Source organism: Shewanella oneidensis MR-1 (genome assembly GCF_000146165.2).
Classification (GTDB): Bacteria; Pseudomonadota; Gammaproteobacteria; order Enterobacterales; family Shewanellaceae; genus Shewanella; species Shewanella oneidensis.
The window spans coordinates 1,676,202-1,702,090 of sequence record NC_004347.2 but is presented as its reverse complement, the minus strand read 5'-3'; the positions used below and the strand labels follow the sequence as shown (position 1 = coordinate 1,702,090).

Below are 25,889 nucleotides of genomic sequence, written 5' to 3'. Positions count from 1 at the left end.
TGAACAACTTAGCCCTATAATGTCGCCAATTTATTGAGCCTTTTTGATTGATATAGCGACCAAATGACTGAAATCACGACTCTTAGCCAATTTTTAACGACAGCCAAAACCCAATTCCAAGTCTATGAACTGGGTCGAAGGGTACAGCACATCGACATGTTGGCCTTTCATCAAATCGAATCTCTAGTCACCCCTTATCCTTATCCCATTCAAGGCCATGCACAGTTTGCCGTAGTTTTTTGGAATGAAAGCCAACAGCATTTTATTTGGTTTCTCAAGCTACCTTTAGATGAGCAAGGTCTGCTCTCGCCTGCCCCCCGTTCACAATTCATTGAAATGGTGCTCACCGCACTGGGGCAAGATCCAACTCAGCCATTGACGGATGAACAGCAGGATCGCCTCGCCAACAATCCATTTAGCTTTAAACCCAGCCAAGAGAAATTATCAGTATTCAACGCCTTGGTACGTAAACAATTAGGTTTAAGTGCATCAATCCAATATGAATTTGCCATGCAGTATTTATCAGGCCAAATTGCCCCGAGTGAATGGCAACATATTGGCATGCAAGGTTTGAGTGATGTTTGTGTCCGCCTCGGTGAATTAGATCATGAGCAGCATATCCTTGCCAGCTTTGACCAGGCAGCCATTGAAGTACAAATCGCTCTATGCCAGTGCCTAGAACATCTGCAGTTGACTGAGGCTATTGCGATGAAGATCTTTAGCAAGTTCATCACAGCACCTAATGAGTATCAAGCCTATTACTTGCGTGCATTAGCATCACAGACTGAATTAAGCCAACAAGCCTTGCTCCACTTACAGCAAACAGACAGGCTTGATGCTAATGCCCTCATCAGTATTGCAGGTAGAAATTGGCCGATACTAAAGCAAGCGCTGAGTCGCAGTATTTATCTAGAAGCGCTGGCACTTCAGCCTCAAGCCTTTTTTAATCAGATCTTTGCTGATATTGTGGCTATTCCTAATTTACGCAATCACTTATTGGGTGAATTACGCAATCCCAATCGTAGTGTTCAACTATCACAAGCCATTGGCGGCTTGTTTAAGGCTGCAAGTAAATGATGTCAGATCTTCTGTTAATTATTGCGCTGATTATCGTTGCCGCTTTCTTTTGGCAACTTCGTCAAATGGCAGAATTAAGCCGTGTTTTTGCAGAAAAAGAGTGCTGTAGACAAAAAGTACAGCTATTAGCCATCGCAATGGAAACCGCTCGTCCAAGCGTTGGCGGCACCACGGGGATCTGTTGGAAGGCAAAATATCTATTTGAGTTCAGTACCGATGGTATCAATCAGTATCGTGGTCATATCTGGATGCTAGGTAAAAAAATTCAAAAGATTGAATGGCCTATCTTCCCTGAACCCGAATGGCAAGAAGCACCTACGGCAAAAGGTAAATTTGGTGGCTGTGGAAGTCAAAGTAGTTGTAGCTCAGGTAAATGCCATTAGTAGTGTCTTATTTTAGATAACATGCAGTTACGACTACCGAAGTTAAATTCCCCATACATTTAATCATCCATAGAAGAAAGGGCGTGGTCCGAAGACCACGCCCTTCTGTTCTTTGTTAAGCTATCCCGCTATCGTTGTGCTCCCTGCACCATCCATGCGTCAACTTGCATCCTGCTTCATCCCTGTTCAATCCATGATATCTCCATGTACTCAAAGTACTTCCCTATCTCTTGGCGTTCCTTATACCAAGCTTGCTCTTTCCTGAGCGGTTCCAACATCATCCGTGAAATAGGTTCAATTGCGTCCTTTCTGCTGCACTCCTTGTGCCATTGCAATCCTGTGCAATTAGGCTATCTATCCGTGATAGTCTATCCCTCCGTGGTTCGTATCGCTTTCATCCTGAAAGTCTCTCCTTACTACTCCTTAAGTGTTTATCCACTAAACACTGCTCAGTCATCCTGACCGCTAACATCCTGTTATCTGTAGTTCCGTCTACAGGTGAAGTCTACGACAGGCATGATAAGACTTGTGCTATTCAAAATAAAAAGTTCCATTGCAATATTAACGGCACAATTCAAAATCATAACTTAACATATTGATTAAGAGATATTTAATGAATATGTGACGGTTTTTGCCAGTCAAAAAACTTACAAATTACTTACATGCTTGTGAGACATATCTCACAAAGAAATTAGCAATTTTAATCCTCTTAAGGAATTTGGCTTGCTTGCAAAGAACACCTCAGATTAAACACGGTCAAAAGTCACCGCATAAAAGAGTAATAATCCGCAACACCATTTATTTCACAGTTATTAAAATGATAAAAGTAGACATTTTGACACAAAACATCAAAACCTTATAAACATACAAAATTGTAGATCCCGTGACCAATGTTAATAGCGTAATGACGTACTTTAGTACAAGGCCATTTCTGTTCTTTGATAAAAGGCCTTCACACACTAGGGATTGCAGCAATTTGACTGGCGTTTATGCAAGGCAAAGTCCGTGCGGTATAGTTATTCTACATAAACGGACGATAACGCAGCAGAAACGCCAAGCCAAACGCTACCAGAAGGTTCAAAATCTAATTTCGAAACGTCAACACGCCCTAGCCAAAGCTATTTACGCTTTGGTTTATATCAACCACTAAAGTCGAGCAATGCAAGAACGCTATTTTCCAATGTATAAGCGGGTCGATATTTCGATATTTCGATATTTATGTACATTACAATGGGAGATAGAGCGTATTCACACTCGAACATTCCGAAAATGTGGGGATAGAAACTACAGCTTCAAAAAAACAAAAAGAAAGGGCGCACTGAGGGCGTTCAAAATTCTGTGTCAGGCTAATTTTTAAATTTCTAGCACGCTATCTAAACGTCCTTCAAAATAAATCGCTAACTGAGATAAACAAAGGCTCCAATTGTGGATTGGCATGGTCCATTTATCTGAGGCGTTTAATATGCCTGCGTAAAGTAGCTTCAACAAGCTATTTTCATTAGGAAAAGCACCTTTGGTTTTGGTGAGCTTTCTAAATTGGCGATGTACAGCCTCAACTGCATTGGTCGTGTAAATCACTTTCCTGATATGTTCTGGGTACTTAAAATAATGAGACAAATTATGCCATTTGCGACGCCAAGAGTTGATTACCAACGGATAAGCATCACCCCATTTGGCCTCCAGTTCGTCCAATGCCATCTCTGCGGCTTCTTTACTCACGGCTCGATACACAGGCTTTAAATCAGCCATAAACGCTTTCTGATTTTTTGAGGCGACATACTTCATTGAGTTACGGATCTGGTGGATAACGCATAGCTGTGTTTCCGTATGAGGAAAGATACTGGCTATGGCCTCAGGGAAACCGGTCAAGCCGTCAACACAGGCGATAAGAATATCTTTTACACCACGATTATTAAGATCGGTCAGTACGGATAGCCAGTAATTAGCGCCTTCATTTTCGGATAAGTGAAGCCCTAAAATTTCCTTTTTTCCTTTCATATTAAGCGCTAACAATGTGTAAACGGCTTTACTGACGTAACGCCCATCCTCTTTGACTTTATAATGTATCGCATCAAGCCAAACGATAGGATAATGGCTATCTAATGGGCGCTGCTGCCACGCTTTAAGTTCGGGGATGAGTTTGTCAGTGATAGCACTGACTGTTGCGTTAGACACATTGAGCCCATACATATCTTCAACATGTTGATTAATATCGCGATAGCTCATACCTATACTGAACATCGATAACACTTTACGTTCGATTTCATCGGTTAGTGTAGTTTGATTTTTCTTAATCAACTGAGGCTCAAAGGTGCCATTGCGGTCTCTAGGCGCGTCTAACTCAAAGTTACCGGACGGATGCTTAATGGTCTTAGGGGTTTTGCCATTTTTACGATTAGGCTGAGGATCATGCGCTAAATGCTGCTCAAGCTCAGCCTGGAGAGCCGCTTCAGTGAGTTGCTTGATCAGTGGGCCAAGAATGCTGTCTTTACCTGTGAGGCTTTTACCTGATTGCAGATCTTTAAGGGCTTGTTCGAAGTTAAAAGGTTGGGTCATGTGTCATTCCTGTTTTTGAATATTTTACTGAAATGACACAGAATTATGAACACTACCGGCGCACTATGTGCGCCCCATTTATCCTCTGTAAGCCATCCTGCTTATTCGTGCTCCCTGCACCATCCATGCGTATGCGTGCGTCCTACCATCCCTGCATCCTTTATCTTCCCTGTGTGATGGTTTTACCATGACACTCAATCCCTTGATCCGAAAATCCTATTTCGGCTCCAGTCACATCCTATGACTCATTCCACAACGCATCCTGCTCAATACCTTCCATAGACGAGTACAAGCTGTTCACCCTTATACTTATCCCTTTACTCGACACATCCTGCACCGAGTCATGCTTAATCCTTAAGCTTGTCCTTTATCATCCTTAAACCTGTCGTCCTAACAAGCATTGTATCCTGTATCATCCATGAGAAAGCAGACCTGCTTTTCCTTAACCAATCCTAGGTTGATGACAGTTTCCCTACCGTCAGAGGCTCAAATCCAAGAACCTAAATTCGTTGCTTCTTGCGTCCATTTCACCTGTATTGCTATCCGTGCTATCCATTTATTTTGGTGATGAATGAATTCTACGTGAATCCCGCCTTTTTTGTTCCATCATAAGAACAACGATTGGCTCAAATTTCATCCAACCTAAGCGAGATACAATTCAAGATATTGAAATTTAATTATTTTTAAAAATATGGTTTATAAAACAATCAACAAGAAAACATTTTATCTTACAGGCTTTGTAAGCGATCTCTCACACCCGACTCAGCTTCTCACTGATAGGTAAAAATTCAGTACTTTATTTTACCCAAGAGTATTTGGGCGAACATCACCCAATCTCCCATCAAACTGTATAGCGGATATTGAAATGTCGCAGGTCGATTTCGTTCAAAGACAAAATGGCCAACCCAGGCAAGTCCGTATCCCACTAGCGGGATCAGTACCAGTAACCACCAGTGGGTCGTGATCAACGCAGCTCCCAATAATGCCAGCACAATCATACTCCCAATAAAATGCAGCCGCCGACAACGCCTGTCTTGATGCTGGGAGAGATAGAAAGGATAAAACTCAGCGAAAGAGCGATAACGTTCATTCATCTTGTTGACCTGTATAAAAAAGTAGTTGCCCAGTCACACTACCAATGACCAATTCTCCCAAGGAGACAAAGTCATGTTGCTTAAATAAATGCGTATGGGCTTCCTGCGTGGTGAACACTCCAATACCTTCAAGATTTGGCTGCTCATCGCACCAACTCACCACAGCTTGAACGAGTTGATGACCCAGTCCTTTACCTTGTTCGTTAGGTGCTAAAGCAATAAATTGCAAAATCCCACAACGCTGGCTGGGTAACAACTCCAAAATGGTTGATTCTTTTTTCATCATGGCCTGAGTAGATTGCCAACCAGTGCCAAGTAACATTTTGAGCCGCCAGTGCCAATAGCGACCTTCTCCGAGTGGCACTTTTTGGGTAACCACGCAAGCAACGCCCATTAAATGCGCACCGTCGAAAAGTCCAATTAAGGCTTGCTTTTGCTGCCATAGGGTATTGAGCTCTTCGCGAATCGCGGCACGCAATTTTTGTTCGTAGGCAAATTTGTCTGAGGAGGATAAGGTATCAACAAAAAAGGGATCATCATGATACGCATTGTAGAGAATTGAAGCGGCCAAGCGTAAATCTTCTGCGGTGAGATAAACTGCACGATACTCATCCAAGGTATTATTGTCCATTATTAGAATTCCTTGATTTAGCTCACACTCTTATGAGTCTTTATCAATGTATCAAGGAAACAAAAAAGTGCAAATTTTAATCATTGATTGCATCTTTCACACAGAGGCATAACCTAGATAACAGGCTAACCTTGGGAGGGAGAGATAGAATGGATACAACACCAGTCGATTTAAGTCATCTATTTGAACAGCTAGGATTAGAGGGCCAACCCAATGCCATTGCGCAATTTATGGCGACCCACAAGCTGACATCACAAATACACTTCATTGAAGCACCTTTTTGGACACAAGCGCAAAAGAGTTTTCTCACCGAAGCGTTAGAAGCTGACGCACAGTGGACCGAACTGATTGAACAGCTTGATACCCAGTTAAGAAAGCCCTAATTTTTAGGGCTTTCAGTGTCTTTGAGGAGCAGTCTTAGTCGTGGTTAAATCTTGTTATACGCTGTATCACCCCACCCCATTAAAACATGATTACTCAGCACAACTGGCGTGCATTCATCCTTAGTGGTTTTGCCATCGCTATGGGAACGTTGAGTACGATAAAACAGCACCAATACTTCTTTATCGGCTTGCCCAGCGCTTTGCTGCAAATAGGACTCGCTCAAGTCTGAGGCTCCCATTAGCGTCATCACTTGGTCTTTACTCATACCAAGGCTTAGCTTGGCCAGATTGGAGCGATTTTTATCCTGCACTTTTTCCCAAGACTCAGAGCGATCCCAACCCGATTCACCATCGCCAACATTGACCACACAACCACTAAGACCTAAGCTTGCTAACCCTAAAAAAGCGACCGCGATAAGGTTGCGATTAATTTTTGCGTTCATATTTTGACTTCCTGTGTATTTGTTATAAAAATGCTTAAAAAAGCAAAATCAATGCCAAACATCAATCCATTGATTTATAATAACTAAAATAACCACGCCACAGGTAAGTTAGTAAAAAACACAATATAAAATAAGGAATTTCACTTATTATGAGTCCGATTGACCAAGTGTTAGCGGCAGCATGTGCACTCGACGCAAGCGGTAAAGCGCCAAGTCTTGCCCTGATTAAAAGCCGTCTAGGTAATAAGTTCCCTATGCCTATATTAATCCAGGGGTTACAACAGTTTAAATCTATGCCTAAAGCAGAGCGGGAGCGCTTAGCAGCACTGTCAATACCCGAGGTTGAAGAGCAAAAACCGACAGAACCAGTCCCGCTTTCTGTCACAACACTTGCGGCACAGTTAACAGAGCTGCAAAAGGGATTTGAGCAAGCCATCGCCTTAAAAAATACGGAAATCATGCAGCTTACAAATGAACTTATCGAGCTAAAACAGCGCGTTAATCAACTCGAACTCCAAGGAAAATCCGTTTAATGTTTGTCACCGAACTGCGCTTTGAATGCTTTGCCGATACCACCATTAGCGCGGCAGAGAGGGCGATCAATCAATTACTGGAAGCATACCGCGCCAATGGCCAAGTGTTAGGTCGCGAATTTGCTGTCGCCTTTAATGATGGCGAATTTCGCGTACGCCTGCTTACGCCAGAAAAAAACAGTCTGACACATCGCTATCACAGCCCTTGGGTAAAAAAGGCTCTGGCAGAATTAACCGATGCTAAGCTTTTAGCGCCGCGTGAAAAGTTTATCGGTCAGGACATTAATTCTGAGGTCAGTAACACTGAGCCACCTAGTTGGCAGTTACTCTATACCAGCTATGTGCACATGTGCTCACCACTGCGAAGTGGTGATAACCTCTTACCCATTCCGCTGTATCAGATCCCAGCCACTTTTAATGGTGATCATAAGCGTATAATCCGCTGGCAGAGCGAATGGCAGGCCTGTGATGAATTGCAAATGGCCGCGGCCACTAAAGCAGAATTTGCCGCGCTAGAAGAATTATCCAGTCCAACTAGTGATTTGTTTAGAAGAGGCTGGGACCTACGCGGCCGAATTGAGTACCTCACCCACATCCCCACTTACTATTATTTGTATCGGGTAGGTGGCCAAGATCTGGCATCTGAACTAGCTCGCCCCTGCCCGCGTTGTGGCAGTCACGCCTGGAAACTCGACGAACCTTTATTAGATATGTTCCACTTTCGCTGCGAACCTTGCCGCATCGTATCGAACTTGTCTTGGGATCATCAATAACCATCCCGTTTTGAATAGCAAACTCGGCCGTACAAATGCGTGATGTCGAGTTTGCGGAACACTTTGTAAGAGACTCACCGCGCTTAGCGCTTACCCGTTAAGTTGTGCCACATTCGTTTAAAGCTGGCAAAAATCCCCGGATGATCCTGTGCAGGCATGGGGAGTTCCTCGTGTTTCACCGGTGGAGCAATACGTGGCGATAAGGCCGCAATAAATTCCGCTAAACTGGTTGCTAATTGCACTGAGGGAAGCTCGCCAGGAATTTCAATCCACACACTGCCATCGGCGTTATCAACCGTCAGCATCTTATCGCCTTCATCAAGCAAACCAATAAACCAGGTGGGCGGTTGCTTGAGCTTTTGCTTCATCATCAAATGCCCAATGATATTTTGCTGTAGGGCATCAAAATCCGCCTCATTCCATACCTGTAATAATTCTCCCGTGCCCCAAGTTGAGTCAAAGAGCACTGGCGCGGCAAAATACTGACCATAGAAGCTATGGATATCGGGCCACAACTTAAGCTCCAATGCATGCTCAACGTTAGTAAAGCTGCCGGGCTGTTCACGCTTAACTGGTAGCCAACCCACCGCCTCAGTTGACGCTTCAACAAACTCTCCTTGAATACACAAAGATGACTCACCTCGCGGGTAATATCGTGGTAATTCGCCTAAAGTTGATAGGTAAGACTGATGATAGTTTTGCAAAAATTTATCGAGCGCAGGCAGACAAGACACTTAAGCACAATCCAATTTCGGGTATAATGTGCGCCTATTTTGACATGGAAACAGTATTGATGACACAGAATCACGATCCCTATAGTGATGCAAAAGAGCTTGCGGGCTTAACGTTAGGTAAAGCTACTGATTATCAAGCCGAGTATGATGCGTCGCTGCTGCAAGGGGTTCCTCGCTCACTTAACCGTAACGCTATCAACCTAACTGCAGAAAGTTTACCTTTCCACGGGGCCGATATCTGGACGGCCTATGAGCTGTCTTGGCTAAATGCGAAGGGCAAACCTATGGTGGCCATCGCTGACATTCAGCTCAGTCATGCAAGCCAAAATCTGATCGAGTCAAAATCCTTCAAACTGTATTTAAACAGTTTTAATCAAACCAAATTCGACAATCTCGATGCGGTGCAAAAAACCTTAGTGAAAGATCTCAGTGAATGTGCCCAAGGTGATGTAACCGTTAAGATTATTGAGCCTAAAAGTTTTGGTATTCAACGTGTCGTCGAACTACCAGGCACCTGCATTGACGATCTCGATATTGAAGTCAGTGATTATGATTTTAATCCGGAGTATCTGGAAAACAGCACTGATGAAAAACAAATTGTTGCCGAAACGCTCAATTCTAATTTGTTGAAATCAAACTGCTTAATCACCTCACAACCCGATTGGGGCAGTGTGATGATCCGTTACCAAGGGCCTAAAATCGATCGCGAGAAATTACTTCGCTATCTGATTTCATTCCGCCAGCATAATGAGTTTCACGAGCAATGTGTCGAACGGATTTTTGTCGACTTAAAACATTATTGCCACTGCGCTAAGTTAACCGTATACGCCCGCTACACCCGTCGTGGCGGCTTAGACATTAACCCCTACCGCAGTGATTTTGAGCATCCAGGCGAGAGCCATAGGTTAGCCAGACAGTAATATATACATTGCTAAAACAATGAGATAAACATGCCAAAAGCGCTGGTTCACTCGCAGCGAGTCCGAACCAGCGCTTTTTCATTTAGTGTCATGGTACTGGCACTGAGCAATAAACTTCGTAACCATTGATGGCTCGGGTTTTGGGTATACTTACTACTCCACACCATATATAAATCAATCGGCCTTGTTTTCAGTGGCATAGGTAAAATTTGTAGGCCAAAAATGTCAGCGTATTGGCTGGCATAACGTAAAGGGGCGATGCCTATCGCCTCACTTTTACCTACGGTTGCAAACATACTCAATAGGGATGACTGCTCACTGTACATCCTGCGCCTTGGTAACACGCCTTCGGTAAACAAATCCCCCGCAGTCAAATTAAAACGCCTTAGATTCAAAAAGACATGTTTCTCCTCAAAATACTGTTCATGGTTAATGACACCTTGAATACGAGGATGCTGCCGGCTGACGATACACACTAAATTTTCGGTAAAGAGCAATTTGCTTGAGAGCAAACTTTGCTGAGCGGGTTTTATATCGATCGCCACGGCAACCCGCTCTAGCAAAATATCGCGGTATAACTCCGCCTCCTGCGGCGGCGACTCACGGAAAATCACTTCGATATCCGCATCCTGCAATAAAGCCTGCACACCAGCTTGTAGCGTTTCAATAACCGACTCATTGGCATATACATAAAAACGCCGCTGACTCGAGTGGGGATCAAAATGCTCAAATCCCAGTAATACGGTTTCGATATCGGCCATGGGTTGCTCAAACTTGCGATACATCTCCCGCGCCACCGCCGTTGGTTCTATTCCCCGCCCAACCCGAGTAAACAGCGACTCCCCAACCCAGGCTCTGAATCGACTTATTGCATTACTCACGGATGACTGAGTTAAATCTAACTCCTGCGCCGCTTGGGTGAATGACCGAGTACGGTAAACCACCATAAACACGCGTAATAAATTTAAATCTAACGGCTTTTGTGTCGGCATAAGGGAGCTAACTCATTCACAATATGAATATTACAACCCAAGCTAACTCGAGTTACCTAAATACACAAGCTGGCTATACTCAAAGCATCAACGACACAATCCCACTTATCGGTAGGTAAAATAATGCAAAAATCTTTAATGACAATCAGTATTATCGCCAGCTTCTCCTTAAGCGCAGTGGCCGCTGAACACGAGCATGAGCACATCAGCCTGCACTATCAAGGGAAGCCTGCCACCAAACAAACCATAGAGGTAAACAAAGCCACGGCAGCCACCCTTAACTTTGCCGATAAAAAAGCCTTTGAAGAGTTCTCTAAAAATCTTATTGCTGAGCTCGATGAACCAACAGCGGCGATATTACGGGCCGATTTCAGCTTTATTGGCGATAAAACCCCTGACACGGTCAACCCGTCACTGTATCGCCAAGCTCAGTTGAATATGGTGTCTAACGGCTTATACAAGGTCACCGATGGGATTTATCAAGTGCGTGGCACCGACTTAGCCAACTTAACCCTTATCCGCGGTAAAACGGGTTGGATCCTTTATGACGTGCTGCTGACCAAAGAAGCGGCAAAATTATCCCTCGAATTTGCGCTTAAACACTTGCCCGAGGGCAATAACTTACCCGTAGTCGCAATGATTTATTCCCACAGTCATGGAGATCATTTTGGTGGCTCCCGCGCCATCAAAGATATGTTCCCAAACGTCAAAGTCTATGGTTCCAATAACATCACCAAAGAAATTGTTGACGAAAACGTACTCGCAGGAAATGCCATGAGCCGCCGCGCCGCTTATCAATATGGCGCAACGTTAGAGCGCAACGAGCAAGGCATTGTCGATGCTGCACTTGCCAAAGGCTTATCCAAAGGCGAAGTCACCTACGTTAAACCCGATGTCACCTTAAATGCCAAAGACAAGTGGGAAACACTCACCATTGATGGTATCGACATGGTGTTTATGGATGCCTCAGGCACAGAAGCCGCCTCGGAAATGGCCACCTATATTCCCTCAATGAAAGCATTGTGGACCGCAGAGCTCACCTACCACGGCATGCACAACATTTATACCTTACGCGGGGCAAAAGTTCGAGATGCGATAAAATGGTCTAAGGATATCAATGAATTACTGAACCATTTTGGTAATGATGCACAGGTTATATTCACTGCCCACTCAGCACCCGTCTTTGGTAATGCAGATGTCAATGCCTACTTAAGAATGCAAAGGGATAACTATGGCCTAGTCCATAATCAAACCCTGCGTTTAGCCAATAATGGCGTAGGTATTCAAGATATTGGCGATGCGATTCAAACCACTATCCCTAAGACCGTGCGCGATACTTGGTACACCAATGGTTACCACGGCACCTACAGCCATAATGCCAAAGCCGTATACAACATGTACCTTGGCTATTTCGATATGAATCCCGCCAACTTAAACCCACTACCGACAAAGGATGAATCGGCCAAATTTGTTGAGTACATGGGCGGTGCTAAAGCCGTATTGAAACACGCCAAAGCCGACTATGCCCAAGGCGAATACCGTTTTGTGGCCACCGCACTCAATAAAGTCGTGATGGCAGAACCTAATAACACAGAGGCAAGACAATTACTTGCCGATACCTATGAGCAACTGGGTTATCAAGCGGAGGGCGCTGGCTGGCGCAATATTTATCTGACGGGTGCCCAAGAGTTACGAGCAGGAATCCAGCCCGGCGCACCTAAATCGGCCTCAGCAGATATTTTAGGTGAAATGGATATCTCGACCCTGTTTGACTTTCTCGCAGTAAGAGTTGATAGCATCAAAGCTGCAGAGCTTGGGCTATTAAGGCTTAATGTGATCACCCCAGACACCAAAGAAACACTCTATGTTGAGCTAAGCAATGGTAATTTAAGCAATATTCAAGTTGATAAACCGATGGAGGCAGATACCAATCTTTATATTGATAAACGTTATATTACCGGTATTTTACTCGGTAAAACGACCCTTAAAGATTTACTGGCTAACGGCAGTGCGAAACTGGAAGGCGATAAAACCGCTTTTGGTAAAATCATGTCGACCTTAGTCCAGTTCGATGCCAACTTTGAAATTGTCCCGCTACCACCAACAGCAAAATAAATAACCCAACGCCCTGAATATTCAGGGCGTTTTTTATAGGATGAGGGTGTGATGTTCACACAAGATTAGTTTGCTGGAGTTGTTGCAGGAGGAGAGGCTTTACACTCTAGCAATAACTGCTGAAAATGCGCGCCTAAATCCTGCTGCGCAAATTGCTCACTGGCGAGTGCCATTTGTTTAAGGCTTTGTATAGCTTGCTCTAATCCTTGCTGATCAATAAGGTTTTTTGCATAGGCCGCCGCATCCGCCCCCTTTTGCAGCAAGCTTGCGACTTGATCAAAACTCACCTCTTGCTCCATTAACTTCTGTAAGTCACCGAGTAATTCTGCCACCTTGGCCGACTCCACTAAGGCACCTTCGACATTCACTAACTTACCTAAGGGATCTTGCGTCAGTTTCTCTGTTACGCAGGCGGACACTGTACCCGCCGCTGCGCTTTGAGCCACAACATCTAGCCCGCGACTGCGAATTTGCTCAACCACTTGCTGCAATTGAGGATCTTGTGCAAGCCAAGCCTGCTCCAATTGCTGCTTTTCATCACCACCAAAATAACCACAGCCACTGAGTAGCACCACAGCGGTTACCGATATAAGACCCGCTGGTAAAAAGGGCGCACGTGAAAAGCAATTCCGTTTTGTCATAAAAAAACCTTGTGAGTTAATGCTATGACATGACTATAACGAGCGATGTTTAATCCAAGATGAATGACTCTGTCACATCAAAGCAGCAACCTGCAGACTGAGCAATAGGGGCAAATAAGCGTTAGTCAGCCAAACTAGCCGCTAACAACGATTTGATGCTGGCAAGCGTCATCGAAATCTGCACATTCGATAGCGCGTTAGGATGAATGAGACTCAAGCCAAAGCGATATTCCTCATCAAGCCGACCAAAGTAGCTTTGCACGTGCAAGTTTTCTGGCGGCGGATGCGCAGAATCGGGCAGAAACGCCGCCGTAGGCTTAATCTCGCAATACAATTTAAGCTGGCTTGGTAACGCAAAGGGTTCTCGCCTTTTAAGTTCAACCCATTCATGGCGAAGCGCTACTTGATTGGGATGGACCTCGACAAGTGCATCAGGCATCAACTCAAAGGCAAAGGATTTTAACGACTGCGCTAAGCCTAAACCTGTTGCCTTGATGTAGGACTCTTTAAGCGCCCACAGGTCAAAAAATCGTTGGCGGTGGGCGGTTTCGCCCGGCAATGCCAGTAGCGCCTCGGTTTCTCGCGCAGAAAAATAATGATTCAGAATGGGGTAAATATTTGTGCTTGCCCGGGCCCGCTCAATATCGACACCTAAACCTAAGCGAGTTTTTGCACTTTGATCGATGAATTTTGTATGAGCCCGCCCTTGCGCCAAGGCTATCAATAACCAGTCGCCACTGTGGCTTAAGTTAAACTCAATACCCGTCTTCAGAAACTGCTCATGGCAGAGACTGGGTTTGCCCTTTGCCCCATACTCAAAACACCAATCTTGGGGAGCAATGGGTAGTGAGCCTGTGTTAGATGAAAATGCGTTAAGTGAAGATTCATTTGGAGATTGCAGCCCTTGAGATAAGACACAGCGCAGCGCCGCTCGCACCAATAAGCCATTCATTTGCGCCTTGGGCGCAAGGTAACGCGCCACTTTTGCACGCTCGTCCTCACTCAACAGCGCCATACAACGGCTCACCATTTCAGCATCCATCTCGGCTAATGGTATAAAAAAAAGCTCAATCTTCATCTGATTATCCAAAAGCCTTGTATTTCTGAGTCCTCATAACCATGTCATCAAAATCATGACATCCATAATACCTTGATTGCCGCGCTATTTTACCCCGTTCTGATAGCGTGACGAGCAATATATCAAAACCATCACTAATAAACTGAATTTTATAGAATATTTTATCAAGCACTGTTAGGGCGTGTTGACGTTTCGAGATTAGATTTTGTTCGTTATGGCAAGTTCGTGCTCGCGAAACGAGGAATAATGTGTAGTTATTCTACTCAAATGACGAGCGGCTCTTATGACAGAAAGTAAGAGCAAGGGCTTGCCAGACGAACCCTTCGGGCAGCATTTGGCTAGCTTTTCTGCCGCGTTATCGTCCGTTTATGTAGAATAACTACACTGCACGGACTTTGCCTTGCATAAAAGCTAGCCAAATTGCTGCAAAAATAACCCTGAAACATCAACACGCCCTAGTTAAATAGGATTTAACGATAATCAACATGGCCGATTTGAACATTAAAAAACCATTTCAAGTCCCACATGATTGTATCGAGCAAAAACCTCAGGTAATCTGCATCACCATTGTGTACTGTAAAATATCTAAAAACACGGGTTTTAAGCCTCTTTTAAGCATGAATTTTGACTCGGTTTAAAAGGCCATATCATGCAGTCCCGATAGATTATGTTGGATGAAAATAATAATGATGGGATCGCACTGACAAGTATGAGCTCTCCAAAAGTTGGCACTCAAGTCGCAGATATTGTTCGCAAACAAAAATCGAGCACAGAGAAAAACTCTCGCCACAAGGTGGTAAGACACCGAAATGCCACCACCACGCCAGAAATGCGCCACTTTATTCAGCAATCTGAATTGAGTGTCAGTCAGCTTGCTAAAATTTTAAATATTACCGAAGCCACAGTGCGTAAATGGCGTAAGCGCGAATCGATTAACGATAGCCCGAATACACCGCATCATCTCAATACCACCCTCACCCCAATTGAAGAATATGTGGTGGTGGGACTGAGGTATCAGCTAAAGCTGCCGCTCGATAGGCTACTTAAAGCCACGCAAACCTTTATTAACCCCAATGTATCGCGCTCAGGCTTAGCCCGTTGCCTTAAGCGTTATGGGGTATCGCGCCTCGACGAGTTTGACCAAGAGCTTGTCCCTAAACAGTATTTTAATCAATTACCGATTGCCCAAGGCAGCGATGTACAAACCTATACGGTTAACTCCGAAACCTTAGCAAAAGCGCTCGCCCTGCCAAGCACCGATGGCGACACCGTAGTGCAAGTGGTGTCATTAACACTGCCACCGCAACTAACCGAAGCCAAGCCTAAATCAGTGCTCCTTGGTATAGATAGCAAGACAGATTGGATTTATATCGATATTTATCAAGACAGTAATACCCAAGCGGCCAATCGCTATATCGCTTATGTACTGCAAGACGGGCCGTTTCATCTGCGTAAATTGCTGGTGCGCAACTACCACACATTTTTAGCCCGCTTTCCTGGCGTGCAAACCCCAAAAGCCATCGCTAAATCCCTTAATAAGGCAACAGCCACCCGCTTTGCCAGTGGAGACTCATAATGAGCCATACCCCTTCACAGCCTCAACCTTCAACCGATAAAAAAGCCGATAAAAGGCTAAATAAACGCTTGAAAGATATGCCCATTGCCATCGTTGGTATGGCGAGTATCTTTGCAAACTCACGCTATTTAAATAAGTTTTGGGATTTAATTTGCGACAAGATTGATGCCATTACCGACGTGCCAGCCAGCCATTGGGCGATTGATGACTATTACGACGTGGATAAATCCAAGGCCGATAAAAGTTACTGCAAGCGCGGTGGCTTTATGCCAGAGGTCGACTTCAATCCTATGGAGTTTGGTCTGCCGCCCAATATTTTGGAACTCACCGACAGCTCACAATTGCTTTCCCTCGTCGTAGCCAAAGAAGTGCTGCAGGATGCCAATCTGCCAGACGATTACGACCGTGACCGCATCGGTATCACCCTTGGGATTGGCGGCGGGCAAAAGCTAAGCCATAGCCTCAACGCGCGCCTGCAATATCCTGTGCTTAAAAAAGTATTTAAAAGCAGTGGCCTGAGCGATGAAGATAGCGAGCTGCTGATCAAAAAATTCCAAGACCAATATGTCCACTGGGAAGAAAACTCCTTCCCCGGCTCCCTTGGCAACGTGATTGCCGGACGCATCGCCAACCGTTTCGATTTAGGTGGAATGAACTGCGTCGTCGATGCCGCCTGCGCAGGATCGCTTGCCGCCATGCGTATGGCGCTCACCGAACTGACCGAAGGTCGCAGCGACATGATGATCACCGGCGGTGTCTGTACCGACAACTCGCCTTACATGTATATGAGTTTCTCAAAGACACCCGCCTTTACCACCAACGAGCAAATCCAACCCTTCGATATCGACTCTAAGGGCATGATGATTGGCGAAGGCATCGGCATGGTCGCCTTAAAACGCCTCGACGATGCCGAGCGCGATGGCGACCGTATTTATGCGGTAATCAAAGGCGTAGGCGCCTCATCGGACGGTAAATTTAAGAGCATTTATGCGCCGCGCCCCGAAGGCCAAGCCAAGGCACTAGAGCGCGCCTATGATGACGCGGGCTTTGCGCCGCACACTGTTGGCTTGATTGAGGCCCACGGCACAGGCACAGCCGCAGGCGATGTAGCGGAATTTACTGGTTTAAGCTCAGTGTTTTCTCAGGATAACGCGCAGTTACAGCATATCGCCTTAGGCTCAGTCAAATCTCAGGTGGGCCACACTAAATCCACCGCGGGCACGGCGGGTGTGATTAAGGCCGCGCTGGCACTGCACCATAAAGTATTGCCACCCACGATTAACGTCAGCAAGCCCAATCCTAAGCTTGAGATTGATCGCTCGCCCTTTTATCTCAATACCGAGGCGCGCCCTTGGATCCAACGCAGTGATGATACGCCGCGCCGCGCTGGGATAAGCTCCTTCGGTTTTGGTGGCACAAACTTCCATTTAGTACTCGAAGAATACCGCCCAGATCACACGCGCGATGACGCCTATCGTCAACGCAGCGTGGCACAAATCCTACTGTTTGCGGCTAACGATAAAACCTTGCTACTGAACGAGTTAAAAGCTGTTTTACAACAAGCAAGCTCAGCTAAGGCGGAGCTTTCTGAGGCGCATTTTATTCAGTTTGCTAAACCCTACGCCCTGCGAGAAATTACGCCGCAATCGGCCCGTCTTGGCTTTATCGCCAAAGACTATGCCCAGTTACAGACTCTGTTAACCCAAGCGATAGCGCAGCTTGAAGCCAATAACGCTGAGAGCTGGCAATTACCTTCTGGGATCAGCTACCGCGCCAAGGCCTTAGTCAATGAGCAAACCAAGATCGCCGCGCTATTTGCTGGTCAAGGCGCGCAGTACCTGAATATGGGACTGGAGCTTGCCAATAACTTCCCCGAGCTTCGCCGCCATATCCACGCCAGCGATAAAGTGTTTAGTACCCATGGTAAGCCTGCGCTTTCAAGCGTGCTCTATCCTATTCCAGCCTTTGATGATGAGTCGATAAAAGCGCAGGAAACGGCATTAACCAACACTCTGTATGCCCAAAGCGCCATCGGCGCGCTCTCAATGGCGCAGTACGCCCTGTTTACTCAGGCAGGTTTCGCCCCAGATATGCTGGCTGGTCATAGCTTCGGTGAGCTTTCGGCCCTGTGCGCCGCAGGGGTTATCTCAATGGATGACTACATCAAACTTGCCTTTGAGCGTGGACAGGCGATGGCGCAGTCATCCCAAGATACCGATGCGGGTGTTATGTATGCAGTGATCCTTAAGCAAAAACAAGATATTGAGGTAATCAACGGTTGCCTTGCGCAGTTTGAAGGCGTCAAAGTTGCCAACTACAACTCACCCACTCAGCTGGTGATTGCAGGCGCTAGTGCCGCCACCCAACAGGCGGCTAAGGCCATTAGCGAGTTAGGCTTTAAGGCGATTGCCCTGCCCGTTTCTGGCGCCTTTCACACGCCATTGGTTGCCCATGCACAAAAGCCCTTTAGTGCAGCCATCGATAAGGCTCAGTTCAACACGCCAAAGATTGCCTTATATGCCAATGGCACAGGCCAGCTGCATCCTATCGATGCCAACGCCATCAAAGCTGCCTTGAAAGATCATATGTTGCAATCGGTGCACTTTAGCGAGCAGCTAGAAGCCATGTATGCCGCAGGCGCACGGGTGTTTGTCGAGTTCGGCCCAAAAAACATTCTGCAAAAGTTAACTGAAAATACCCTCGCGGCGCAGTTAAACGAGCTGTGTATTATCAGCATTAACCCTAATCCCAAGGGCGATAGTGACAGCCAACTGCGCAGCGCCGCAGTGCAACTGGCGGTGGCGGGGGTAAAACTCCGCGAGATTGATCCGTATCAAGCAGAGTTAATTGCCCCAGCAGCAACATCGGCCATGAATATAAAACTCAATGCCACCAACTACATCAGCCCAGCGACCCGCAGCAAAATGGTCGATTCGCTGCAATCGGGCAAAATTACCAGCCAAGTGCAGTATGTGGATCGCATCGTTGAAAAAGTGGTTGAGAAAGTTGTTGAAAAACCAGTGATTGTCGAAAAAATTCTAGAAAAGGTTGTCGAAGTGGAAAAGCCCGTGGCACAAAATAGCAATAATATTCAACAGCAAACGCCTGCACAGCCAGCCAGCTTTACCGCTGGACAGACGAATCAAGATGCCCTGAGCGCCTTTTTTGCCGCCCAAACCCAGGCAGCGCAATTACATCAACAATTTTTGGCCATTCCGCAGCAATACGGCGATACAGTCAGCGCACTGATGGCAGAGCAAGCCAAAATGGCAAGCCTTGGGATCGCTATTCCAGAGAGCCTACAACGCTCAATGGAACTGTTCCATCAGCACCAAGCGCAAACCCTAAAAAGTCATAGTGACTTTATGCAATTGCAAACCAGCAGTAGCCAAGCAGTACTGGCATTATTAGGTCAAATGCCAGCGTCTCAGGTTCAAGCCCCCATTCAAGCCGCTGCACCAGTGGCAGTAGCAGTGACAAAACCTGTCGTTCCAGCACAGGCCCCCGTGGTTCAAGGGTTGGCCGCAGAGCCTAAAGTGACTGCTGTGCCTGTGAGCGAGCCCACAGTTCAGCAACCTCAAGTAGCACTGGCACAAGTAGCACAGACAAAAGTAACTCAGCCACCATTAGCGCAACCACAAGTACAAACTGTGGCCGCACAAACCAGTGCGCTTCAAGTAAAGCCTGCCTTGCAGCAAATCGAGCACGCTATGCTCTCAGTGGTGGCAGACAAGACCGGCTATCCGGTTGAAATGTTAGAACTTAGCATGGATATGGAAGCGGACTTAGGGATCGACTCCATTAAGCGCGTAGAAATTCTAGGCACAGTGCAGGATGAATTACCGAACCTGCCAGAACTCAGCCCAGAAGATTTAGCCGAGTGCCGCACCCTAGGGGAAATTGTGGCGCTATTTAGCCAAGCAGCTCCTGTAACATCTGCGACCACTGTTAGCCATGCTACACAAAGTGCCGTAGCCGCAAGCGCGGCGGTTTCCAATGATGAGATTGAGCGCACTATGATGGCGGTCGTGGCCGACAAGACTGGCTATCCCGTTGAAATGCTGGAACTCAGCATGGATATGGAAGCCGACCTTGGCATTGACTCCATTAAGCGCGTGGAAATTCTAGGCACAGTGCAGGACGAATTACCCAACCTGCCAGAACTGAGCCCAGAAGATTTAGCCGAGTGCCGTACCCTAGGGGAAATTGTGGCGCTATTTAGCCAAGCCGTCCCAGTGGCAGCACAAACCTTTGCAGCCATGGCAGCAACGAATCCTCAGGTTGTCGCCTCTGCCGTCACGCCAATTGCGGCCGTATCCGATGGCGAGATTGAGCACACTATGATGGCGGTTGTGGCCGATAAAACCGGTTATCCCGTTGAAATGCTGGAACTCAGCATGGACATGGAAGCCGACCTTGGAATTGACTCCATTAAACGGGTGGAGATTTTAGGCACGGTGCAAGATAAGCTGCCAAATCTGCCGGAACTCAGCCCAGAAGATTTAGCCGAGTGCCGAACCTTAGGGGAAATTGCGGCGCTCTTTAGCCAAGCGGCTCCTGTAACAGCTGCGGCCACAGTTAGCCATGCGACACAAAGTGCAATAGCTGCAAGGGCGGCGGTTTCTAATGATGAAATTGAGCGCACTATGATGGCGGTTGTGGCCGATAAAACCGGTTATCCCGTTGAAATGCTTGAGCTAAGCATGGACATGGAAGCCGACCTTGGTATCGATTCCATTAAGCGCGTGGAAATTCTAGGCACAGTACAAGACCAACTGCCAAACTTGCCAGAACTCAGCCCAGAAGATTTAGCCGAGTGTCGTACCTTGGGTGAAATTGTCGCCCTCTATGCTGGTTCGCAATCATCAAGTGAGGCGCTACAACAAAACCATGCTGCGACAATTCAAGAGACTCAAGAGGCTATTGCAAAAACCGTCGAGGAAACCATCGACCTGCCGCCCCATAGTGAGGTGATGCTAAAAAAGTTGCCAGCGGCGGCTGAGTTAGCGCGCATCATCGCAACTAGCGATGTTCAACTGACGGCAAACAGTTACGTCGTTATCGGCGACGATGGCCACAACGCGGGGGTGATTGCCGAAAAGCTTCACGCCCAAGGTGTTAAGGTCGCGGTTGTACGCTCACCTAAAACGGTTGTGACCAGCGCATCGCCACTCGATAGCCATATTGCCAGCTTCACGCTGGAGGCTATTGATGATGAAAGCATTTGTGAGGTCATCAATCAGATTGAAGCGCTTGGCCAAATCGCCGGTTTTATTCATCTGCAGCCACAGCATAAATCCGTTGCCGATAAAGGTGCTGGCTTAGTGCTGGTAGATGAAGCCAAAGCTTCGGTCGAGCAAGCCTTCTTGTTCGCCAAATTCTTACAACCGCTTTTAACTGAACGTGACTATTGCCGCTTTGTCACCGTCAGCTGTATAGACGGTGGCTTTGGCTATATCGGCATGGACGAGTCGGTAGGTGCCCTCATCAGCCAGAGTGAACTCAACCAAGCGGCGCTCTTTGGACTCACTAAAACCTTAAATCACGAGTGGCCGGGAGTGGTCTGCCGCGCGCTGGATATCGCGCCAAACTTGGACGCTAAAACGGTCGCCAATGCGGTGGTGCAGGAATACTACCTTCAAGATGCGCCGGTCGAAGTCGGTATTGATAGCAACTTTGATCGCGTGACATTAGTTGCAGGCACCGCTGCACTTCGCCATCCACCCGCCGTCCTTAGCAATGCAGATAAAATACTGGTCACGGGCGGTGCTAAAGGTGTCACTTTTGAATGCGCCTTAAGCTTAGCAAAACGCTGTCAGGCACATTTTTTCCTCGCTGGCCGTAGCGCCCACCAAGTGATCCCTGCATGGGCAGAGGGAAAAAAGAGCAACGAACTCAAAGCCGCAGCCATTGCGCACCTGCAAAGCCTTGGTGATAAACCCACACCAAAACAAGTGGACGCCTTAGTATGGCCCGTGCAGAGCAGCCTTGAGATCAGCCATGCTTTAGCCGCCTTTGATGCCATTGGCGCCAGCGCTGAGTACTTAAGTGTGGATGTCAACGACCCTGCGGCCATTGCCAGCACCATTGCGCCCATTAACGCACTATCGCCTATCACTGGGATTATTCACGGTGCGGGAGTTCTAGCCGATAAACATATTCAAGACAAGACCTTAAATGAATTTGAACGTGTCTATGGTACTAAGGTCACCGGGCTTAATAATCTGCTGTCAACGCTGGATCTTAGCCAAGTAAAACTGATTGCACTGTTCTCTTCGGCGGCGGGTTTTTACGGCAATACCGGCCAGAGCGACTACGCCATGTCTAACGACATTCTCAATAAAGCCGCGCTGCAACTTGCGCAGCAATTACCACAAGCCAAGGTGATGAGCTTCGACTGGGGTCCTTGGGATGGCGGCATGGTCAATCCAGCGCTGAAAAAAATGTTTATTGACCGCGGGGTTTATGTCATTCCACTCAAAGCGGGTGCCGAGTTATTTGCCAGCCAATTATTGAGTGATACAGGCGCACAGCTGTTGGTCGGAACCGATATGCAGGGCAATACCGCCAATGCCGTTGAAGTTGCATCAGCAAAAAAGCCTGAAGCGGATCTAGCCACAGCGTTAGATCCGCAGCCTATGGCCCAAACGGTGCCGCAGAGCATTCGCGTCATGCGCAGCCTCGACCCTAAACGCATGAGCTTTATTGAGGATCATTGCATCAATGGTCATGCGGTGTTGCCAACGGTATGCGCCATCGATTGGATGCGTGAGGCCGCCAAGGCCCATTTAGGTACGGCGGTGAGTGTCAGCGATTATCGACTGCTCAAGGGAGTAATCTTCGATGAGGCGCTGCTTGCACGCAATGCGCCTATTGAGCTCGAATTGATGCTCACGCCGCTTGCTGACGCTGCACAACAATCGACTGAGGCGTTAGCCGCGCTGATAAGCTTTGAAGGTCGCCCGCAGTATCAGGCGGTGTTAGTGGCGCAGACGGATGATATGCCAGACGCGCAGCGTTTCGAGGTTGGCGAGTTGCATTCTCTGATACAGGAGATGGCACAGCAACCCGCTATCGCGAACCGCGAGTCGCTCTACAGCGATGGCACCTTGTTCCATGGCCCGAGACTGCAAGGCATAAGCGAAGTGCTCACCTTTGATGACCAACATCTTATGGCCAAAGTAGAACTGCCACAGGTGGCCTTAGACGACTGCGGCAAGTTTGCGCCAAAGCTTGAGGATAAGGGTACACAACCCTTTGCCGAAGATCTGTTATTGCAGGCCATGCTCGTGTGGGCTCGCCTTAAATATCAAGCGGCAAGCTTACCCAGCACGATTGGCGAGTTTGTTTCCTATGCGCCCTTGAGCTTTGGTGAAAAGGCAGTATTAGTGCTGGATGTGCTTAAGCACTCGTCCCGCTCGCTTGAGGCGAATATTGCCCTCTACCATCAGGATGGCCGTTTAAGCTGCGAGATGAAACGAGCAAAAGTCACGATCAGTAAGACGCTTAACCAAGCATTTTTGGCTAATAAACCTCAACAACTGGCGCAAGTGCAGGCATCAATCCAAAACATGGCCGAGGTAAGTGTTAAGTGACACTCAACCCAATCGCACATGCCGCATTAAGCAATGCGGCATTAAACAGTCCGCATCCCAATGCCAAACCACTGCGAATAGCCGTATGGCTTGGTGATGGGTGGATGCAAAGTGCACTTAGCCATGCACAAACCGATGCCAGTGCGCTGCAGCAGTTGATGGCTTGTCGAATTCAGCTCAATGTTGAAGATAAGCTACTGATTGATGAGCCATCTGATGAGCCATCTGATGAGTCAACCTTAGTCGCCTTACTCAGCGAGCAGCTCGCCCATATTGCGCAAAAACAACTCGTTGAAATCCGCTTTGAATATCAACAGCAAGTTCGTAGTCTGTTTCTGCTCGATGGACTACTTGCCGCGCAATTACACCTGCATGCCGAGGCTTATATTTCAGCCTTGGCACAGACTCAAGCCGAAGCGAATGAAGCACTCTGCGATATAGAAATCGAAAACTGTACAAATCGCGCTTTTGCCCTCGCCAAACGCGATTGTGCTCAGGCGGTTAATTGCTACTCGGATGCAGGCAATCTTGCCAGTCAGCTAAAGCTTTTATATCAAGCTATTGAGGCGTTAAGTCATCGAACGCTAGCAGGTATTACGCCAATGCTTGCCCACCTCAATACAGAAAAAACAGAGCGATGTTATTGGTTCTCCAAGCCCCATCAAGCAAGGGTGTTAAGCCTAAATCTCTTCGATAAAGCCCCTCAAGCTCAGACAGCCCAAAGCCTTATCTTGACTCAAGGTACAGGGCTTATCGCTCAACCGTTGCTCAATGCCAACAGGCTGTTTATTCCCATCAGCGGCAATGAGTTTGAGTCGTTAACGCTTAAGTTGTTGCAACTGATTGATTCATTGACCTTATCGTTAAACCAACCTGATACGGATTGGCTCAGCAGCCAAGGCAGTGATTGGTTTAAGCGCTATCAAGCAAAGGATGAATTAGCCTTAGTGCTGATGGCAGGCTCCCTTGAAGAGTTAATGCAAGAAGCCAAAGCGATGCAGACTTTTATTGAAAAGGCACGACTGACTATTGAGTCCAGCGCATCCAAGCACAGTGCATCCAAGCCTAGTGCATCGACAAGTTTGGTATTTAAAACCCCAGCGGGCAGTTATTTTGCGGCCTCGCCCCTTGGTGATAAGGGCTTAACCTTCGTCTATCCCGGCGTAGGCACTGTTTACCCGAATATGTTCAGCGACTTACATAGCTATTTCCCTGAGCTTTATCGCGAGCTTGAACGCGAAGGGGATTTAGCCGCCATGTTGCAGGCCGAGACGATTTACCAAGACGCGGCTTATGCGAAAACCGCAGTTAATGTAAGCGTAAAAGACACCGCAGAAATGAGCTTAAGCCAGCTCGCCATTAGCGGCGTTGGTGCGAGTTACCTTTTTAGCAAGTTATTGACTGGCGTCTTTACTATCCAACCACGGCTCGCACTGGGCTATTCCATGGGTGAAGCAGCCATGTGGGCAAGTTTAGCTATCTGGCAAACACCCCACAGCCTGATTGATGCCACCCAAGGCAGCGCAATTTTCAACCACGAAATCTCCGGTAAACTTCAAGCCGTTCGCCGCGACTGGCAATTGAATGAAGATGCTCCGCTGGCGTGGAATAGCTTTTTAGTGCGCGCAACCAGTACCGAAATTAATCCACTGCTGGCTGATTTTCCGCGGGTTTATCTGGCCATCGAACAGGGCGATACCTGTATTCTCGCGGGCTGCGAAGCAAGCTGCTTACAGCTCCTTGCAAGGCTGAATAAGCGTGGCATTGCCAGCAATAAAGTGACGGCCATGCATACTGCGCCTTCGCAGTCACAGCGCAATGCAATCCAAGGGTTTTATACCTTAGGCTTAAAGGCCACAGCCTGCGAGACTCAGGTTCGTTTTATTAGCGCGGCGCAGCATAGCCCCGTCAATATTGATAGCATGAGTATTGCCAAAAGCATTGCCGATACCTTTTGCGCGCCGCTGAATTTTACCGCGCTGATTAACACCGCGTATAACCAAGGTGCGCGCTTATTTGTTGAGGTGGGCGCCGATCGTCAAACCAGCACCCTTATCGATAAAATCAGCCGCCAACTTGAGTTGGGCGCCGATGGTGTTCAAGAACCGATATTAGCCATGGCATGCAATGCCAAGGGCAGCGATACGATCGTCAGTTTGCTCAAATGCTTAGCTCAACTTATCAGCCATAGAGTGCCACTCTCCCTGGCGGCACTTATGCCTCAATCGGCAGCTCAATCAGCAACGCACTCAGCAACTATCCATGCGGATAAGACTGCGGCTAAAACGATAGCGTCACACTCTGCCAACGCCTGCGCATTAGGCCATTATTCAAACGTATTCCAAGAAGGAGAACCCCTTTGAGT

18 protein-coding genes are annotated in these 25,889 nt (G+C 47.1%); 10 read left to right on the top strand and 8 right to left on the bottom strand.

The genetic code is table 11. The features are described 5' to 3' along the window. The first annotated feature begins 63 nt into the window (after positions 1–63). Both SO_RS07475 and SO_RS07470 read left to right on the top strand, forming a co-directional pair. Entirely contained in the window at positions 64–1,077 is a 1,014-nt protein-coding gene (locus SO_RS07475; protein ID WP_011071774.1) for a DUF3549 family protein, read from the top strand. Beyond that, positions 1,074–1,460 carry a DUF3301 domain-containing protein gene (locus tag SO_RS07470; RefSeq protein WP_011071773.1) on the top strand — a complete coding sequence of 129 codons (387 nt, stop codon included), beginning with the start codon at positions 1,074–1,076 and terminating at the stop codon, positions 1,458–1,460. Before SO_RS07475 ends, SO_RS07470 begins: the two co-directional genes overlap by 4 nt. Before the next feature lie 1,353 nt (positions 1,461–2,813). Here SO_RS07470 and SO_RS07465 read toward each other — a convergent pair. The 3 genes from SO_RS07465 to SO_RS07455 form a co-directional block, all read right to left on the bottom strand. After that, the gene (locus tag SO_RS07465) at positions 2,814–4,016 is read right to left on the bottom strand and encodes an IS256-like element ISSod4 family transposase (protein WP_005054087.1); all 1,203 of its coding nucleotides are present in this window, start codon (positions 4,014–4,016) and stop codon (positions 2,814–2,816) included. Positions 4,017–4,804: 788 nt separating this feature from the next. After that, the gene (locus SO_RS07460; protein WP_011071772.1) at positions 4,805–5,110 is read right to left on the bottom strand and encodes an Mpo1-like protein; all 306 of its coding nucleotides are present in this window, start codon (positions 5,108–5,110) and stop codon (positions 4,805–4,807) included. Next, complete coding sequence (locus SO_RS07455) at positions 5,103–5,741, bottom strand: GNAT family N-acetyltransferase (RefSeq protein WP_011071771.1); 639 nt, start codon at positions 5,739–5,741, stop codon at positions 5,103–5,105. Before SO_RS07455 ends, SO_RS07460 begins: the two co-directional genes overlap by 8 nt. Positions 5,742–5,890: 149 nt before the next feature. Between SO_RS07455 and SO_RS07450 the strand changes: the two genes are divergently transcribed. Then, positions 5,891–6,124: a DUF2789 domain-containing protein gene (locus tag SO_RS07450; protein WP_011071770.1), complete on the top strand. Its 234-nt coding sequence runs from the start codon at positions 5,891–5,893 to the stop codon at positions 6,122–6,124. Positions 6,125–6,168: 44 nt separating this feature from the next. Here the strand turns inward: SO_RS07450 and SO_RS07445 are convergent, their stop codons facing one another. Continuing rightward, positions 6,169–6,567, bottom strand: coding sequence for a DUF3192 domain-containing protein (locus SO_RS07445; RefSeq protein WP_011071769.1), 399 nt, complete (start codon positions 6,565–6,567; stop codon positions 6,169–6,171). Between the two features lie 149 nt (positions 6,568–6,716). Between SO_RS07445 and SO_RS07440 the strand changes: the two genes are divergently transcribed. Both SO_RS07440 and SO_RS07435 read left to right on the top strand, forming a co-directional pair. Continuing rightward, positions 6,717–7,100 (top strand): hypothetical protein, encoded by a 384-nt coding sequence (locus SO_RS07440; protein ID WP_011071768.1) that lies wholly within the window; start codon positions 6,717–6,719, stop codon positions 7,098–7,100. After that, a complete protein-coding gene (locus SO_RS07435; RefSeq protein WP_011071767.1) occupies positions 7,100–7,873 on the top strand; it encodes a Zn-ribbon-containing protein in 774 nt (257 codons plus the stop codon). The genes SO_RS07440 and SO_RS07435 overlap by 1 nt, the downstream gene beginning before the upstream one ends. 83 nt (positions 7,874–7,956) lie before the next feature. Here the strand turns inward: SO_RS07435 and syd are convergent, their stop codons facing one another. Continuing rightward, positions 7,957–8,607: a SecY-interacting protein gene (gene syd, locus SO_RS07430; protein ID WP_164925666.1), complete on the bottom strand. Its 651-nt coding sequence runs from the start codon at positions 8,605–8,607 to the stop codon at positions 7,957–7,959. Between the two features lie 59 nt (positions 8,608–8,666). Here syd and queF point away from each other — a divergent pair, with 59 nt between their 5' ends. After that, a complete protein-coding gene (queF, locus tag SO_RS07425) occupies positions 8,667–9,527 on the top strand; it encodes an NADPH-dependent 7-cyano-7-deazaguanine reductase QueF (RefSeq protein ID WP_011071765.1) in 861 nt (286 codons plus the stop codon). Between the two features lie 47 nt (positions 9,528–9,574). Here queF and SO_RS07420 read toward each other — a convergent pair whose 3' ends face one another. After that, the gene (locus SO_RS07420; RefSeq protein WP_011071764.1) at positions 9,575–10,519 is read right to left on the bottom strand and encodes a LysR family transcriptional regulator; all 945 of its coding nucleotides are present in this window, start codon (positions 10,517–10,519) and stop codon (positions 9,575–9,577) included. A gap of 123 nt (positions 10,520–10,642) precedes the next feature. Between SO_RS07420 and SO_RS07415 the strand changes: the two genes are divergently transcribed. Then, complete coding sequence (locus SO_RS07415; RefSeq protein ID WP_011071763.1) at positions 10,643–12,634, top strand: alkyl/aryl-sulfatase; 1,992 nt, start codon at positions 10,643–10,645, stop codon at positions 12,632–12,634. Between the two features lie 65 nt (positions 12,635–12,699). On the opposite strand, the gene SO_RS07410 is transcribed toward SO_RS07415, so the two are convergent. Next, positions 12,700–13,275 carry a lipoprotein gene (locus SO_RS07410; RefSeq protein ID WP_011071762.1) on the bottom strand — a complete coding sequence of 192 codons (576 nt, stop codon included), beginning with the start codon at positions 13,273–13,275 and terminating at the stop codon, positions 12,700–12,702. Positions 13,276–13,396: 121 nt separating this feature from the next. Next, positions 13,397–14,353 carry a 4'-phosphopantetheinyl transferase family protein gene (locus tag SO_RS07405; protein WP_011071761.1) on the bottom strand — a complete coding sequence of 319 codons (957 nt, stop codon included), beginning with the start codon at positions 14,351–14,353 and terminating at the stop codon, positions 13,397–13,399. A gap of 709 nt (positions 14,354–15,062) precedes the next feature. On the opposite strand from SO_RS07405, the gene SO_RS07400 reads away from it, so the two are divergent. From SO_RS07400 to SO_RS07390, 3 genes are all read left to right on the top strand, one after another. Next, positions 15,063–15,929 carry a transcriptional regulator of eicosapentaenoic acid synthesis PfaR gene (locus SO_RS07400; protein ID WP_011071760.1) on the top strand — a complete coding sequence of 289 codons (867 nt, stop codon included), beginning with the start codon at positions 15,063–15,065 and terminating at the stop codon, positions 15,927–15,929. Continuing rightward, positions 15,929–23,524: a type I polyketide synthase gene (locus tag SO_RS07395; RefSeq protein ID WP_011071759.1), complete on the top strand. Its 7,596-nt coding sequence runs from the start codon at positions 15,929–15,931 to the stop codon at positions 23,522–23,524. The genes SO_RS07400 and SO_RS07395 overlap by 1 nt, the downstream gene beginning before the upstream one ends. Before the next feature lie 104 nt (positions 23,525–23,628). Further along, positions 23,629–25,887: a PfaB family protein gene (locus SO_RS07390; RefSeq protein WP_164925849.1), complete on the top strand. Its 2,259-nt coding sequence runs from the start codon at positions 23,629–23,631 to the stop codon at positions 25,885–25,887. Positions 25,888–25,889 lie beyond the last annotated feature (2 nt).

Excerpts from the sequence above, each read along its gene's own strand:
- SO_RS07475 (WP_011071774.1), top strand. The coding sequence starts at position 64 with ATGACTGAAATCACGACTCTTAGCCAATTTTTAACGACAGCCAAAACC.
- SO_RS07445 (WP_011071769.1), bottom strand. The coding sequence starts at position 6,567 with ATGAACGCAAAAATTAATCGCAACCTTATCGCGGTCGCTTTTTTAGGG.
- SO_RS07395 (WP_011071759.1), top strand. The coding sequence starts at position 15,929 with ATGAGCCATACCCCTTCACAGCCTCAACCTTCAACCGATAAAAAAGCC.
- SO_RS07470 (WP_011071773.1), top strand. The coding sequence starts at position 1,074 with ATGATGTCAGATCTTCTGTTAATTATTGCGCTGATTATCGTTGCCGCT.
- SO_RS07410 (WP_011071762.1), bottom strand. The coding sequence starts at position 13,275 with ATGACAAAACGGAATTGCTTTTCACGTGCGCCCTTTTTACCAGCGGGT.
- SO_RS07465 (WP_005054087.1), bottom strand. The coding sequence starts at position 4,016 with ATGACCCAACCTTTTAACTTCGAACAAGCCCTTAAAGATCTGCAATCA.
- SO_RS07460 (WP_011071772.1), bottom strand. The coding sequence starts at position 5,110 with ATGAATGAACGTTATCGCTCTTTCGCTGAGTTTTATCCTTTCTATCTC.
- queF (WP_011071765.1), top strand. The coding sequence starts at position 8,667 with ATGACACAGAATCACGATCCCTATAGTGATGCAAAAGAGCTTGCGGGC.
- SO_RS07455 (WP_011071771.1), bottom strand. The coding sequence starts at position 5,741 with ATGGACAATAATACCTTGGATGAGTATCGTGCAGTTTATCTCACCGCA.
- SO_RS07405 (WP_011071761.1), bottom strand. The coding sequence starts at position 14,353 with ATGAAGATTGAGCTTTTTTTTATACCATTAGCCGAGATGGATGCTGAA.
- SO_RS07440 (WP_011071768.1), top strand. The coding sequence starts at position 6,717 with ATGAGTCCGATTGACCAAGTGTTAGCGGCAGCATGTGCACTCGACGCA.
- SO_RS07400 (WP_011071760.1), top strand. The coding sequence starts at position 15,063 with ATGAGCTCTCCAAAAGTTGGCACTCAAGTCGCAGATATTGTTCGCAAA.
- SO_RS07390 (WP_164925849.1), top strand. The coding sequence starts at position 23,629 with ATGCAAAGTGCACTTAGCCATGCACAAACCGATGCCAGTGCGCTGCAG.
- SO_RS07415 (WP_011071763.1), top strand. The coding sequence starts at position 10,643 with ATGCAAAAATCTTTAATGACAATCAGTATTATCGCCAGCTTCTCCTTA.
- SO_RS07435 (WP_011071767.1), top strand. The coding sequence starts at position 7,100 with ATGTTTGTCACCGAACTGCGCTTTGAATGCTTTGCCGATACCACCATT.
- SO_RS07420 (WP_011071764.1), bottom strand. The coding sequence starts at position 10,519 with ATGCCGACACAAAAGCCGTTAGATTTAAATTTATTACGCGTGTTTATG.
- SO_RS07450 (WP_011071770.1), top strand. The coding sequence starts at position 5,891 with ATGGATACAACACCAGTCGATTTAAGTCATCTATTTGAACAGCTAGGA.